The organism is Nocardioides sp. CPCC 205120, from assembly GCF_048654585.1.
GTDB lineage: Bacteria > Actinomycetota > Actinomycetes > Propionibacteriales > Nocardioidaceae > Nocardioides.
This window is the reverse complement of the sequence record NZ_JBMCYY010000002.1, coordinates 114323-128185: the sequence shown is the minus strand read 5'-3', so window position 1 is coordinate 128185 and position 13863 is coordinate 114323. Positions and strand designations below refer to the sequence as shown.

General features: G+C 74.6%; 13 protein-coding genes. 5 read left to right on the top strand and 8 right to left on the bottom strand.

Annotation, left to right across the window (positions count from 1 at the left end; all coding sequences use genetic code 11):
• Positions 1–87 precede the first annotated feature (87 nt).
• The 3 genes from ACOACO_RS11645 to ACOACO_RS11635 all read left to right on the top strand — a co-directional run bounded on the left by ACOACO_RS11645 (position 88) and on the right by ACOACO_RS11635 (position 3806).
• Positions 88–2439: a signal peptidase I gene (locus ACOACO_RS11645; RefSeq protein WP_420296447.1), complete on the top strand. Its 2352-nt coding sequence runs from the start codon at positions 88–90 to the stop codon at positions 2437–2439.
• A gap of 83 nt (positions 2440–2522) precedes the next feature.
• Positions 2523–3197 (top strand): hypothetical protein, encoded by a 675-nt coding sequence (locus tag ACOACO_RS11640; RefSeq protein WP_420296446.1) that lies wholly within the window; start codon positions 2523–2525, stop codon positions 3195–3197.
• An 87-nt stretch (positions 3198–3284) separates the two neighbouring features.
• On the top strand, positions 3285–3806 hold the full coding sequence (locus ACOACO_RS11635) for a putative immunity protein (RefSeq protein WP_420296445.1): 522 nt from the start codon (positions 3285–3287) through the stop codon (positions 3804–3806).
• A gap of 64 nt (positions 3807–3870) precedes the next feature.
• Here the strand turns inward: ACOACO_RS11635 and ACOACO_RS11630 are convergent, their stop codons facing one another.
• Positions 3871–4560, bottom strand: coding sequence for a hypothetical protein (locus ACOACO_RS11630; protein WP_420296444.1), 690 nt, complete (start codon positions 4558–4560; stop codon positions 3871–3873).
• A gap of 234 nt (positions 4561–4794) precedes the next feature.
• A complete protein-coding gene (locus ACOACO_RS11625; RefSeq protein WP_420296443.1) occupies positions 4795–5859 on the bottom strand; it encodes an NAD(P)-dependent alcohol dehydrogenase in 1065 nt (354 codons plus the stop codon).
• Positions 5860–6145: 286 nt separating this feature from the next.
• Here ACOACO_RS11625 and ACOACO_RS11620 point away from each other — a divergent pair, with 286 nt between their 5' ends.
• Entirely contained in the window at positions 6146–6583 is a 438-nt protein-coding gene (locus tag ACOACO_RS11620; RefSeq protein WP_420296442.1) for a hypothetical protein, read from the top strand.
• 43 nt (positions 6584–6626) lie between these two features.
• On the opposite strand, the gene ACOACO_RS11615 is transcribed toward ACOACO_RS11620, so the two are convergent.
• The 5 genes from ACOACO_RS11615 to ACOACO_RS11595 all read right to left on the bottom strand — a co-directional run bounded on the left by ACOACO_RS11615 (position 6627) and on the right by ACOACO_RS11595 (position 11677).
• A complete protein-coding gene (locus tag ACOACO_RS11615) occupies positions 6627–7316 on the bottom strand; it encodes a DUF6924 domain-containing protein (protein WP_420296441.1) in 690 nt (229 codons plus the stop codon).
• A gap of 346 nt (positions 7317–7662) precedes the next feature.
• Complete coding sequence (locus ACOACO_RS11610; RefSeq protein ID WP_420296440.1) at positions 7663–8913, bottom strand: DUF222 domain-containing protein; 1251 nt, start codon at positions 8911–8913, stop codon at positions 7663–7665.
• A 227-nt stretch (positions 8914–9140) separates the two neighbouring features.
• Positions 9141–10403: an MFS transporter gene (locus ACOACO_RS11605; protein ID WP_420296439.1), complete on the bottom strand. Its 1263-nt coding sequence runs from the start codon at positions 10401–10403 to the stop codon at positions 9141–9143.
• Between the two features lie 9 nt (positions 10404–10412).
• Entirely contained in the window at positions 10413–11039 is a 627-nt protein-coding gene (locus tag ACOACO_RS11600) for a class I SAM-dependent methyltransferase (RefSeq protein WP_420296438.1), read from the bottom strand.
• Complete coding sequence (locus ACOACO_RS11595) at positions 11036–11677, bottom strand: TerD family protein (RefSeq protein WP_420296437.1); 642 nt, start codon at positions 11675–11677, stop codon at positions 11036–11038. Before ACOACO_RS11595 ends, ACOACO_RS11600 begins: the two co-directional genes overlap by 4 nt.
• Before the next feature lie 188 nt (positions 11678–11865).
• On the opposite strand from ACOACO_RS11595, the gene ACOACO_RS11590 reads away from it, so the two are divergent.
• Positions 11866–12609 carry a VWA domain-containing protein gene (locus tag ACOACO_RS11590; protein ID WP_420296436.1) on the top strand — a complete coding sequence of 248 codons (744 nt, stop codon included), beginning with the start codon at positions 11866–11868 and terminating at the stop codon, positions 12607–12609.
• A gap of 3 nt (positions 12610–12612) precedes the next feature.
• Here ACOACO_RS11590 and ACOACO_RS11585 read toward each other — a convergent pair whose 3' ends face one another.
• Positions 12613–13809 (bottom strand): MFS transporter, encoded by a 1197-nt coding sequence (locus ACOACO_RS11585; protein WP_420296435.1) that lies wholly within the window; start codon positions 13807–13809, stop codon positions 12613–12615.
• Positions 13810–13863: the final 54 nt, after the last annotated feature.

The following is a 13863-nucleotide window of genomic DNA, read 5'->3' as shown; positions in this document are numbered from 1 at the left end:
ACGCCCGGCGGGTCCCCGCCACCCCCGGCGTCGCACCCGTGACGCCCCGTCCGTGATCCGCCCGTGCGCGGAGAGGAGGTCCCGCCCGTGGTCGACGCCGTCGTCCCCGTCCCGTCCGCCGTCCCCGGCGCACGGGTCGTGACGACCGACCCCGGGTCGGGACGCTCCGGCTCCGCGGCGGGTGGGCCGGCGGACGCACCGACGGACGGGCGGGGCGACCGGACGGTCGGCGGACCGCCGGCCCAGCCCGCCCCCACCGCCCTGCGGGAGTGGGCGGGTCTGGTCGTCGTCGTCACGGCGCGGGCTTACCGCGCCTTCCTTCTCGCCCTCGTGGCGATCGCGACCCTGCCGCTCCTGTGGAGCTGGTCGAGCCACGTCGTCCGCACGGGCTCGATGGAACCGACGATCAGCCCCGGCGACGTCGTCGTCGCGCAGCCCTTCTCCGACGCGGAGGAGGTGCCGGTCGGCCGCATCCTCATCTTCCGCAACCCGGCGCGCCCCGACCACGAGCAGCTCCTCGTGCACCGCGTCGTGGACGACCGCGGCGACGGCACCTGGACGACCCGGGGCGACGCGAACCCCGGCAACGACGCCACCCCTGTCACGAGGGACGACCTCCGCAGCAGGGCCGTGCTGCTCGTGCCGTTCGTCGGGCGGCCCTACGTGTGGGCCGCCAGCGGTCAGCCGGCCCAGCTCCTGCTCCTCGCCGGCTGGCTCGCCCTCACGGTCGCGGCGTTCGTCGTGGCCTCGCGTCGCCGCACCGAGGGACCCGGGGGCCCTGGCCCCGGGGGGGCCGGTGGGCCTTGCGACGGGGAGAGCGCGGGGGAGACGGGCGAGCAGCCCGCAGCGCTGGCCGCGGTCGGCGCCCACGCACCCGGCCAGGGAACGGAGCCCACCCACCGGGCCGAGCGATCGGGCACCAGCGCACGGCGCGCCGGCTCCGCGCTGCTGGCGGTCGCCGCGCTCCTCCTCGGGGCCACCGCCTGGTCGGGGACCGCCGGCGCCGCCTTCACGGCGAGCACCGCCAACCCGGGCTCGAGCTGGACCGTGTCGGCCAGCCTCGCGACCAAGGTCGTGCTCGACCGTCCGGCGGACGCCGTCCGGGGCACGGTCCCGCTGACCGCGACCCTCACCGACACCAGCAAGCTCGTCACCGCCGTGCGCATCGACTACGCCCCGGCCGGGACCACCCAGTGGCGCACCGTCTGCACCGACACCACCGCGCCGTACGGGTGCAGCTGGGCGACCGCGTCGCTCGTCAACCAGGAGTACGACCTGCGGGCGGTCGCGGTCGCCGGTTCGGTCACCCACGTCTCCGAGCTCGTCGAGGACGTCCTGGTCGACAACGTGGCGCCGACGGTCGTCCTCTCCGACCCGGGCACGCCGCTGCGCGGCACGGTCACCCTCGCCGCCAGCGCCGGTGACGCCCACTCTGGCGTGGACACGGTGGTGTTCCAGTACGCCGCCACCGGCACCACGACGTGGCGCGAGGCCTGCGTGAGCACCGAGGAGCCGACGACCTGTCGTCTCGACACCACCGCCCTCGCCGACGGCTCGTACTCGTTCCGGGCCGTCGCCACGGACGAGGCCGGCAACGCCACCACCTCGACGCTCGTCACCAACCGCACGGTCGACAACCGCGTGGCCTCGGTCGCCGTCACCGACCCCGGGGCGTTCCTCAGCGGCACGGTGCAGGTCGCCGCGACGGCGTACTCGCCGAGCGCCATCGCCTCGGTCCGGGTCCAGCGAGCCACCAGCGGCTCGACGACCTGGACCGACCTGTGCACCGACACGACCTCGCCGTACGCCTGCACCTGGGACACGACGCTCGTCGCGAACGGCCTGTACGACCTGCGGGCGGTCCTCACCGACACCACGGGCCGCACCACCACGTCGGCGGTCGTCGCGAGCCGCCGCGTGGACAACAGCCCCGTGCGCGCCGCCGACGTCCAGACGACCCAGGGCGGCCAGACCGCCGGCCGCATGGACCACGGCGACCGGATCACGCTCACCTACGGCGGACTGGTCCGGCCGGCCTCGATCACCACCGGGTGGAGCGGTCAGGCGCTCGCCGTGAGCGTCCGCCTGCGGGACGGCAACCTGATCGGCACCGGCAGCACGGGCGACACGATCGACGTGCTCCGCAACGGCTCGGCCGTGGCGCTGGGCTCGATCAACCTGCGGCAGAGCTACATCCGGTCGCTGCGGACGGTCCAGTTCAACGCCACGATGACCGCGTCGACGGTGACCGTCGGCGGGGTGAGCGTCACCCAGGTCGTCCTGGTGCTCGGTGCCCAGACCAGCGGGTCCGGGCTCTCCACGGTCAGCACCCCCTCCGCGATGGTGTGGACGCCCTCGACCACGGCCACCGACCTCAACGGCCGGCCAGTCTCGGCGACGCCGGTGACCGAGTCCGGGGTGTCGGACCGCGAGTTCTGACCTCGGCGCACCGCGCGGTCTGGTGAACTGGGCCCGACGTGGGGGAGCGGGGCCCGGGGCTCCCGCCGGCGGCAGGGGAGCGCATGACCGACGACTGGGACCACCTCGACCTCGGGGCCGACGACCCCGCCGACGAGCTGGCGCTGCTGATCGAGGGCGGGTTCGAGGAGCGGTGGGTCCGCACCGGCCCGCCGGGGCGCCTGCTGGAACGGACGGTTGGCCCGGCGGACTTCCTCGGCGGTGACCTCGACCGGGCCGCGGCCACGTGCGCCCTGGCGGTCCGGACCGCCCCGGGCGAACCGTCGGGCGCCACCTCCACGTACGTCGTCGTCGTGCTCGTGCAGGACGAACCACCGACCTGGAGCCTGGCGGCGACGGATGTGTTCGACGACGCGGCGCCGTCCGCGAGCGACGCAGCGCGGCGTGCCGTCGTCGAGCCGCCGTGGTGCTGGCCCGTGCACAACCTGCTCGCCGACGGCGTGCGCGTCGACCTCCTGCGCGTGGCGCTCGACGTGGTCCGTGGCGAGCTCGGCGGACGCGAGCTGGGGGTGGGTCCGCACGGGACCATCGTCGCCGTGGGGCCGCCCACCGCCGTGCTCACCCTGCGGCGTGCCGACGGGGCGGTCGCGTGGTCGGGCACGCTCGACCAGGTCGACCTCGTCACCCACGGGGAGGCGTGGACCGAGGCCGACCTCGGTGGGGCCGGTGGTGGCGGCGAGTCACGGACGGTCGTGTCGCGCCTGGTGGCGGATGACTGAGGTGGCGCCGAGCGGGGACCGCGGAGCACCGCACCCGGCCGACCGGGCCGGGTCGCTCGCGCGGCTCGGCCGGGGGGAGTGGCGCCGGTGATCCTGTCGAAGGTGCGGGACCCCCGCCTCGTGACCGTCCGCCGGGGTGGCACGCTCACCGACGCCGACCACCGGTTGATCGCGTCGTGGGCGGCCACCTGCGCGGAGCACGTGCTCGACCTCTTCTCGGCGGTCCGACCGGACGACCCGCGGCCGCGGGAGGCCATCGAGGCGGTACGCGCCTGGACCCGCGGCGAGCTGGCGATGATGCAGTCGCGCGCCGCGGGCGGTCACGCCATGGGAGCGGCCCGGGACCTGCGGGGTGCGGCCCGGCACGCGGCGTACGCCGCCGGTCAGGCCGGCGTCGTGGCCCACGTCGCCGAGCACGACCTCGGTGCCGCCGCCTACGCCATCAAGGCCGTGCGCGCCGCGGCCGAGGCGGCCGGGGACGACGCCGTCGAGGCGGGCCGGCGCGAGTGCCGCTGGCAGCGCGACCAGCTGCCGGGGGAGATCCGGGACCTCGTGCTCGAGGACCAGCGTCGTCGCAACGAGCTGTGCTGGTCGGTGTTCGATGCGTGACATCAGCCGTGGCATCAGCACCGACGTGGCCACCGTCAGCGCCCCGTCGAGATGGAACCGTGCGCTACCGGATCGCCCCGGCCTGCCGCTGTCGCGTCACCCGGTGCGAGACCACCCAGACAGCGACCATCCCGCTGAGTGCCAGCAGGCCCCAGAGGGCCAGGGTGCCGGTGGCAGCGACGCCTTGGAAGACCGCCAGCCCTGCGAACGGGATGACGAAGATCCCGGCCAGGAAGGGCACGAGCGCGATCAATCCCGCAGAGAGCGGCCAGAAGATCATGGCCTGGGCGATCGTGGTGAACCACGACATGCCGGCCAGCAGGAAGGCCAGGGTCAGGAGCATCGCTGTCGGGTTCCGGTGCAACTCCGCTGCGACGGTGCCCGGGGCGGCCCTGTCTCCCATGATCATCGGCCACAGCAGCATGCCCAGTAGGTGGATGACCGCTCCCGCCGAGATCGTGCACACCATCAATCCCGGCAATCCCGCGGCTCTGAAGCCGCGGTCCCGGCGTTCGGTGCTCAGCTGGAGGAAGGGCCACGCCAGGACCGGGGCGGCCGCGAAGATCCCCGGTTGGATCGTCTCCGGGTCGATGGGCGAGGCGCGGTGATGGAGCATTCCCAGCGTGCCGACCCAGAGGATCCCCGTCCACAGGGTGATGCTGCCGGATGCGTAGAGGGCCATCCGTCCGACGTCAGCCCACCAGCCGGGCACAGCGTCTGCTGCACGGGCGCGGGCACGCACGATCTCGTCCATGACTTGGGTTCTCCCCGTCATGGGACCTCTGCTAACTCGCCTGGTCGTCGCGGCGGTCTGGTCGTGGTCGGCCGGCAACTCTCAGCTGCACGGCCTGGACGGCGTTTCCCGCGTGTGCACACCACGTAGCCCTGTGCGCCGATAACGTGCATTATGTCAACTAGCGCACGGTGGGCCCTCCGCTTCGAGCGGGCCGGGACGCCCTCGACGACGTCCCGACCACGACGCGTGCCGTCAGCTGCTCGCCGTACCCCGACCGTGCGGCGCGACGACGGCGCGACCCGAGAGCTCGCCGGCCTCGAGGGCGCGGTAGGCCTCGAGCGCGTCGTCCAGCGCGTAGACCTGGACCTCGGGCGTGATCTGGCCGGCGCGGTACATGTCGACGACCTCGTGCAGCTCCTCGACCGTGCCCCAGTAGGTGCTGGTGAGCTCGACCTCGTAGGGCACCTTGTAGAAGTTCCACTCCGCCGTGCCGTTGGCGATGCCGACGACCGTGACGCGCCCGCGCTGGGCGACGGTCGCCAGGGCCAGCTCGATCGTGGGGCCGGCGCCGACGAGGTCGAACACCGCGTCGACCCCCTTGCCGCCGGTGATCTCTCGGATCTGCGCGGCCTGGTCGTCGCCGCCAGCGACGGTCACGGCACCGCTGGCCTCGGCGCGGCGCATGGCCTCGGGCTTGGTGTCCGTCGCGATCACCGTGGCGCCGGTCAGCGCCTTGAGGATCTGCACGGCGATCTGGCCCAGTCCCCCGAGCCCGATCACCAGCGCGGTCTTGCCACCGCCGGCCAGGGTCGGCAGGGACTTCTTGATGGCGTGGTACGGCGTCAGTCCGGCGTCCGAGAGCGGCGCGGCCGCCACCGGGTCGGCGTCGCCGAGCGGCACCAGGTTGCGCACCGGGACCGTCAGGTACTCCGCCATGCCGCCGTCGCGGCCCAGGCCCGTCGCGAGGTGCGGCATGGTCGCGGCGTTCTCGCAGTAGGTGTCCTGACCGCGCGAGCAGGCCCGGCAGCGGCCGCAGCCCATCGGGCCGTAGACCAGGAACGCCTCACCGACCTCGATGCCCGCGACGCCCTCGCCGAGCTCCTCGGCCCAGCCGGAGTTCTCGTGACCCAGGGTGAACGACGGCTTGAGCTGCGCCGGCCCGAACGACTCGTCGAACTCGCGGTAGACGGCGACGTCGGAGTGGCACGCACCCGCGCCCGCGACCTTGAGGAGCACCTCCCCCGGGCCCGGCTTCGGTCGGTCGACCTCCTTCAGGCTCGGAGTCGTCTTGTACTGGTCGAACACCACGGCCTTCATGCCAGGGTCCCTCCGTCGTCCTGCGGGCCGCGCTGCTCGCCGTCCGCCGGTCGCTCTCCACGCTACGCCGGGTGGGGGCGCCGGTCCCCCGGCGATCCGACACAATGCCGATGGCGGGACCGCCGCCGGTGCGGGGACCCGCACGACACGCACGCAGGCCGGGGGGGTTGGAGATGGCGGACGAGGACTTCCTCGAGGTGATCGAGACCGAGGTGACCCGCGACCTGCGGAACCTTGCGCTGCGGGAGCACTTCGTCACCCTGCTGCTGCACGCGGAGGGACCCAGATGACCGACGACGACGCCCGGCTGCTCGCCGAGCTGGACCGCCTCGACGCGGCGGTGCGCACGGCCCCCGCCGGGGACACGACCGCTCAGATCGCGCTGTGGCAGCACGTGACCCGGTTGCCGCAGTGGTTCTTCATCGCACGGGGCTCGGCCGAGCAGCCCCGCCCCTACGGCGTGGCGTTCGACCAGGGCCCGGTGGTCTGCCTCTACAGCAGCGCCGCCCGGGCGAGGGACGCCGCCCGCGCCCTCGGCCTCGCCGACGCCGCGACCGACGTGCCGGTGTACGGCGTACCGCTGCCGGCCGCGATCGACTACGTCGCGGCGTTCGAGCAGGCCGGCGTCTTCGGCGTGGCCGTCGACCACCCCCTGCTGGGGCACTGGATCCCCCTGGCCAACCTGGGCGTGCTCAAGCGTTGGCTCGGCGGGTCCGCCGGCTGAGCCGTCCCGCTCCGGACGCAAGCGCGCAGCAGAGGTCTCGGGCTCAGCCCGGGAACCCGCGGAAGACGCCGTCGGCACCCTCGACGTCGGCGTAGTCGTCGAACGCCATGTTCGCGATCGACAGGTTCGCCTCGACCTCCGCCACCATGTTCGCGCCGCAGCGGAACTGCCGCAGGAGGTTCCACTCCTCGGCCTCCACCGGTGACGTCGTCAGGTCGACGTAGACGACGCTCGGTCCCCCGTCGGCGTCGACCTCCTGCATGCTCCGAGCGTCCGCGAGCAGGGCATAGCGGTACTGCCCCTCGGGTGCCGTCGCGAGCACGAGCTCCGCGGTGACGCCCTCGTACGAGCGGTCGTCCACCGCCCACACGTTGGGGACCAGCGGCCAGGACTCCCCCGTGCCGGAACCCAGGTCCACCTCGGCCGTCACCGCCGCCACGACCCGGTTCCACGCGGCGTCGTCCGAGAAGTCCGTGCGGACCAGCGGCGTCGCCCTGTTCTCGAACAGGTGGTCGGGCAAGCCGGTGAACGACGTCGGAGAGGGCGGCGAGGACGGCGAGGTTGTCGCCGGTGCTGCCGGGGTCGGCGCGGCGGACGGGGTCGCGTCGGCCGAGGGGTCCGTCGTGTACGGCGTGCCCCCCACGAGGTCGCTCGCCGTCTGGTCCTCCCCCTCTCCCCCGCACCCCGAGAGCATCAGCGCGGCGACCGCCAACAGGATCACGTGTCGTCGCATGTCCGTCCCCCTCGGTCGTCGTGGGCCCGCGGCCGATCCGCGCAGCGGTGGTCCGGGCCCGCCCATCCTGCACACGTCGGGGCGCGCGGAGCGGGGTTTCGGGTCAAGCGGCCGTGGTTTCGAGGCTCGCTGGCGCGAGCACCTCAACCACCGGCGTGATCGCGGTAGGCGGGTGCAGTCGGGTGGTCGTGGTGGGCGCGCGGGTCCGGTGGTCGTGGTGGCCGCGCGGGTCCGGTGGTCGTGGTGGCCGCGCGGGTCCGGTGGTTGAGGTGGCCGCGCGGGTCCGGTGGTTGAGGTGGCCGCGCCAGCGGCCCTCGAAACCACGGGAGCTGTTGGGCTGCGCTGCTCAGTTCCGCCGGGTGAACCTGAGCTTGCCGGTGCCGAGCCTCTCGGTCAGATAGGTCGGGTCGTGCGCGACGCGGTGGTGGCGCCAGCACAACAAGCGCCCCCGCTCGACCGAGGTTCTCCCGCCGCGTGACCACGCATCGTCGTGGTGGGCCTCGCACCGGTGCGGCGGGGCGTCGCACCCCTCAGTGGTGCAGCCCCCGTCGCGCAGGGCCAAGGCGATGCGTTGCGGCTTGTTGTGGAACCGCGCGGCGCGTCCGAGGTCGAGGACCTCGCTCTTGGTGCCGAGCACGGCTGGCACGAGATCGGCGCCGCAGGCGAGACGCCGGGCCTCACCGGGCGAGATGCGGTGACCGGTGTCCAGCGACGCCGCGGCCAGGCCGCCGGTGAGGGTGTCGAGCTGCATCGTCACCACCACCGTCGCGCCTGCACCGGCCGCATCGGGGAGGTCGGCGTCACGCATCCGCTCGATCAGCTCGACGAACGCCTGACCGCGCCGCTCCCACAGCGGGCGAGGGCCGGCGGCGTCGTCAGCGGCCTCGTCGCGCAGGTGGTCACGACGCGGCGAGGCGATGGCGTCGACCATCTTGGCGAACATCGCCCCGTGCATCTCCGGCACCGTGAACCGCCCGTGCACGCACCCGTTGCCGTCCTCCCGCATCGTCAACCGGATCCGCGCAGCCGCCTCGCGCTCCTCCTTCGCCAGCAGCTCCGCCTCACGCGCCTCGCCGATCGCGGGCGCGACGATGTCGAGGATCCGACGACCCAGCACCCGCAGGTCCTTCGCGTCGTGGTCGGCGGCGAACCCGACCAGGGCGCGTTCGGCGTCGTCACGGACGCCGGCGTCGATGCCGTGGCCGAGGTCGTCGAGCGCTCGCACGATCACCTCGGCCTGGCCGGGTGACACGGCGCCGGAGGAACAAGCGGCGGCGAGGGCGTCGTACCGCTCGTGGGTGGCGACCGCGACGCGGACGCGGCGGTGGGCCTCGGCGCGCGTCACCTGCGTGGCGTTCGCGAACCACACCGCGGTCGACGCGGCGCCGGTCTCGTCCTCGACCCGCACCTCGGTGGCGTGGGCCAGCAGCCTCGACTGCAGAGCCGCGAGACGGTTCGCCGCCCGCTCCAGCTCCACGAGCGCGGCGCCCGTCTCGGTCGGGCCGAGCGTCAGCAGACCGAGGTCGAAACCGTCGTCGAGATCCCCGTGCAGACGCGCGGCGACCCCGGCGATGGGGTGCAGCGCTGTCTCGGTCATGGATCCATCACACCACCGGCCACCGACATTCTCGGCCGCTACCGGCGGTCCTCCACAGGTTGAGTTTCCGCTGGTCAGGCGGGTTGGCGCGCCCGTCCGCCGGGTCAGCCGGGTGTGGTTTCGAGGGCCGCTGGCGCGGCCACCTCAACCACCGCGTCGAGCGCGGCCACCTCAACCACCGGGTCGAGCGCGGCCACCTCGACCATCGGACCGCGGGCGCACCCGCCTCAACCGCGTCGAGCGCGGCCACCGCTCCGTGCCGAGCGGTGCGCCAGCGCGGCGGCGAGCAGGCCGGCGGCCAGCGGGAAGAGCAGGGCCAGCCGGAGGCTCGTGGCGTCGGAGAACGCGCCGACCACCGGTGACGTCACGAGGAAGCCGAGCCGCATGAGCCAGCCGAGCACGGCGATGCCGGTGCCGGCGGGCAGGCCGGGCACGCGGTCGGCAGCGGCGAACGCCGCCGGCACGAGGGTGGCGCTGCCGAACCCCATGAGGGCGAAGCCGGCGAGCACGAACGGGTACGGCGGCGCCGCGACCGCCACGGCCATCCCGGCCGCGATGAGCAGTCCGCCGGACCGGGCCACGGCGTCGCGGCCCCAGCGGTCGGTCATCCGGTCGCCGAGCAGCCGCCCGACGAGCTGGCCGGTGAGCACCACCGTCAGCGTCAGGGTCGCGACGCGGGCCGGGGCGCCCGCCTCGGTCCCGAGGTAGAGCACGCTCCAGTTCGACGCGACGTCCTCGACGAGCGTGCCGCAGACCGCCAGCAGCACCACGGGCGCCAGCAGCCGCCACGCCCGACGGCGACCGCGTCGCGCGTCCCGGGCCGGGCCACCGGCGGCGTCGGCGTCGGCGGCACCCTCACCGCGACCCGGGGAACCCGCTTGCCCGCCGCTCCCGTCCTCGCCCGCGGCCACCGCGGCCGGGATGACCGCCAGGCGCGCGGCCACCACTGCGACGATCGACCACACGACGCCGTTGACCGCCATCTGCGCCGCGATCGGCACGCTGGCCGCAGCCGCCCCCGCCCCGACGAGCCCGCCGGTCGCGGCGCCCAGGCTCCAGACCGCGTGCAGGGAGTTGATGATCGAGCGGCCCCGCCACCGCTCGACGGCGACGCCGTGCACGTTCTGCGCCGCGTCGACCACGGCGTCGACGACGCCGCCGACCAGCAGCGCGGCGACGAGCACGAGCACCGACGGGGCCCAGCCCGCCACGGCCATCGCGACGGCCAGCAGCGCGGAGCCGGCGGCGGTGACGAGCGGGACCCCGAGCCGTCGTACGGCGGGAGCCGCGCTCGCCGCGGCCAGGATCGCGCCGGCCGGGAAGGCGACGACGACGATGCCGAACTCGGTGTTCGACAGGCCGAGGGCGGCCTTGATCTCCGGGTAGCGCGGCAGCAGGGCGCTGTAGAGCACCCCGTTGGTGAAGAACATCGCCGAGACCCCGAGACGGGCCCGGCCCGGCGTGGGGACGGAGGTGGCGGCGGCGGGCACCGCGCGAACCTACGGCCGGTAGGTCGCGACGACGTAGCCGGGGTCGGCCGCGGGCAGCGGCTCCCGCGCCCAGCCGCCCCACCGCTCCCCCGCCCGCAGGCCCGCCGCCGCCATCGCGGCGTCGACGGCCCCGAGCGGCGTGACGGGACAGCCGGCCGGCAGGTGCCCGGCGTCGAGGCCGAACCCGGCGACGAGCAGCCCGCCGGGCGCCACGTGCCGGGCCAGCGCGACGCAGGCGCCGTCCAGCGTGCCCGGCTCCAGCAGCGGCAGGACGTTGCCGGCCAGGACGACGGCGTCGAACGTCGTGCCCAGGTCGAGCGAGGCCAGGTCGGCCACCCGCCAGTCGTGCTCCGGGGCCTCGGCGCGGGCCACCTCGACCATCGCGGCGTCCACGTCGCAGCCGACCACGTCGTACCCGTCGGCGGCGAGACGCACCGTCAGGCGCCCGGTGCCGCACCCCGCGTCGAGCACCCGCGCGGGCGCCGGCACGAGCGAGCGCACGAGGGCGGCCTCGCCGTGCACGTCGCCGCCGTCGCGCTCGATCGCGCGGAACCGCTCGGCGTAGGCGCGGGCGTAGTCGTCACCGGCCTGCGCCCGGGCGACCCGCTGCCACAGCGTCCCGTCGGCGTCGCTCACTTGGTGGCGGAGGTCCAGTTCATGCCCCACCCGTAGGCCTTGTCGAGCTCCGGCTGCCACCCCGCGACGTACTGCACCTCGCGGCGCACGCCGAGGGACCCGCCGTCGTTCGTCAGCAGGGCGATGGCGCAGAACCGCTTGTCGGCGGCCGGCTCGTCGAGGCGCACCTCGATGGGGGCGGCGCCGCCCGCGGGGTAGAGGGTCACGACGCCGTCGGCGGCCGCCCAGTTCGGGGCGCCCTCGTAGATGTAGGCGAACACGAGGACGCGGCGGATCTGGTCGAGCCGGTCGAGGTTCACCACCAGGTTCTCCCCGCCGGTGCTCGTGCCGCTGCGGTCGTCGCCGTCGAGCAGCACGTAGGGGGGCTGGTGCAGGTTGCCGAACGCGTTGCCCAGTGCTTGCACGACGCCCTTGCTGCCGTCGGTGGTCTCCCACAGGCAGCCGAGGTCGAGGTCCACGGCGGACGAGCCACCCAGGGCGCGCTTGAGGAAGCCCTTCGCGGGCGCGGGCTGCGACCAGTTCAGGTTGATCCGCATCTGCCCACCGGCACCGGCACCCTTGCTCAACGAGATGCTCGGCGCCGACTTCGTCAGCGTGATCTTCGACAGGTTGACCCCGCCCGGCTGCTGCTCCACCACTTCTGGCTCCCCTCGTCGGCCACGGTGCGCGTGGGTGCGCTCCCTCCGCGGACCCTACCGGCCGGCTCCGCCGTTTCCCGCGGGTCGGGAAAGGGCAGGACGGGGCGCGGCCCGCCGCGCACGGCGGACCCCCCCGCGGCCCGGTCCACCCCGACCGGCGCCGGACGCACCCGAGAGAGGCAGCACAAGTGGTCGACCTGACGAAGCGGACGGACACGGCGCAGGGAGCGATCATCTCCCTGCTCAAGCGCGAGGCGGACAAGGGCATCGACCTGGGCGAGGTCAGCGCCCGCGTCGTCGTGGCCATCGACTACTCGGCGTCGATGACCGCCCGCTACGAGAACGGCGAGGTGCAGGACCTCGTGGAGCGCGTGCTGGCGCTCAGCCTCGCGGGCCTCGACGACGACGGCGACATCCAGGTGCACTTCTTCCACAGCTCGGCCTTCGACGCCGAGGTCGTCGACTCCTCGTCGTACGCCGGTTTCGTCGACCGCTGGCGCGCCGGCCGCTCCATGGGCGGCACCAACTACGGCGACGTCATCCGCAACGTCCTCGCGGAGGCCGGCCACGGCAAGGCGGGCATCGGCAAGCGCCTCTTCGGCGGGCGGAAGGCCGCGTCGTCGGGCCCGGCCACGCTGCCGACGCTCGTCCTCTTCGTCACCGACGGCGAGCCGTTCGACAAGGGCCCGGCGAAGAAGCTGCTCGTCGAGGCCTCCGACAAGCCCGTCTTCTGGCAGTTCCTCGGCCTCGGATACTCCCCCACGTTCCTCGCCGACCTCGACACGATGGGCGGGCGCGTCGTCGACAACGTCGGCCTCACCACGATGTCGAGCTCGAAGGGCACCCCCGACGAGCAGTGGTTCCACTCCGTGCTCGAGGAGTACGTGACGAGCTGGGTTCCCGCGGCCCGCCGGGCCGGCATCCTCGCCTGACCCTCAGGCGGTCGCGGGGCGGCGCTGCCCGGCCAGCACGGCGGCGACCGCCACCAGGACGAGCGCCGCGACGACGAGCAGGGTCGCGGACCAGCCGCGGTCGTCGTACACGTGGCCGGCGGCCCACCCCACGAGGGCGGTGCCCGCCAGCCACGACAGCTGGTAGAGCGCGGTCGACTGCGCCCGGCCGACGCTCGCCAGCTGCCCCGACAACGCGCTGGTCACCGGGTGGGCGAGGAAGATGCCGACGGTGAAGACCGCCAGGCCCAGCACGACCACGACGAGGTCGCCGGCGGCGAGCAGCGGCAGCGCGACGAGCACCGCCGCTCCCCCGCACGCGACCACCCGCGGCGCGCCGTGGCGGTGCGCCAGGACCCCGCTGGTGCGGCTCGCGGCCGTGCCGAAGACGTAGACCGCGAACAGCAGGCTCACCCACGTCACCGGCACGTCGAACGGCGGGCCGCTCACGCGGAACCCGACGTAGTTGAAGACGGTCGCGAACGCGCCCATGAGGCAGAACCCCGCCAGGTACGTCGTGGCGAGGGCGGGGGTGCGCAGGTGCCGCGCCACGCGCCGTACCGCGGAGACCTGCTCCGTGGGACGCCGGAAGCCCTGCGGGGTGGGCACCACCCGCCAGAAGGCGACGGTGAACCCGGCGCAGACCACCGCCACCGCGAAGAGCCCGGCCCGCCAGCCGACCGCCTCGGAGACCGGGCCGGCGACGAGACGGCCGACGACGCCGCCGACCGTGTTGCCGGCGATGTAGGTGCCGGCCGCGACCGGCACCCAGGCCCGGCTCACCTCCTCGTTGAGGTAGGCCATCGCCACGGCGGGCACCGCGCCCAGCGCCACGCCCGTCAGCGCGCGCAGGGCGATGACGGCACCGAGCCCCGGCATGAGCGGCGCGAGGAGCGAGAGGGCCGTGGCCGCGGTCAGCGACCACGCCATCGCCCGGGTGCGCCCCACCCGGTCGGACACCGCCGCCCACACCAGCACCGAGGCCGCGAGCCCGGTCGTGGTCGCCGAGACCGACAGCGCCGCCGTCGCCGGCGTGACGTCGAGGTCGCGGGCCAGCGCGGGCAGGACCGCCTGGGCGTCGAAGATCTGCGCGAACGTCGCGAACCCCGCCGCGAACAGCGCCAGCACCACCCGGCGGTAGGCGGCATCGCCGCGGTCGTGGCCCTCGAACGTCGCCGTCACCCCCGCATCATCGGGCCCCGTGACCGCCGGCCCGGACGCGGGCCCCGCCCGTGG

Coding starts and splice junctions, on each gene's coding strand:
- ACOACO_RS11630 (WP_420296444.1), bottom strand. CDS start 4,560: ATGGACGAGATCGTGCGTGCCCGCGCCCGTGCAGCAGACGCTGTGCCC.
- ACOACO_RS11615 (WP_420296441.1), bottom strand. CDS start 7,316: ATGCGACGACACGTGATCCTGTTGGCGGTCGCCGCGCTGATGCTCTCG.
- ACOACO_RS11610 (WP_420296440.1), bottom strand. CDS start 8,913: ATGACCGAGACAGCGCTGCACCCCATCGCCGGGGTCGCCGCGCGTCTG.
- ACOACO_RS11620 (WP_420296442.1), top strand. CDS start 6,146: ATGACCGACGACGACGCCCGGCTGCTCGCCGAGCTGGACCGCCTCGAC.
- ACOACO_RS11640 (WP_420296446.1), top strand. CDS start 2,523: ATGACCGACGACTGGGACCACCTCGACCTCGGGGCCGACGACCCCGCC.
- ACOACO_RS11625 (WP_420296443.1), bottom strand. CDS start 5,859: ATGAAGGCCGTGGTGTTCGACCAGTACAAGACGACTCCGAGCCTGAAG.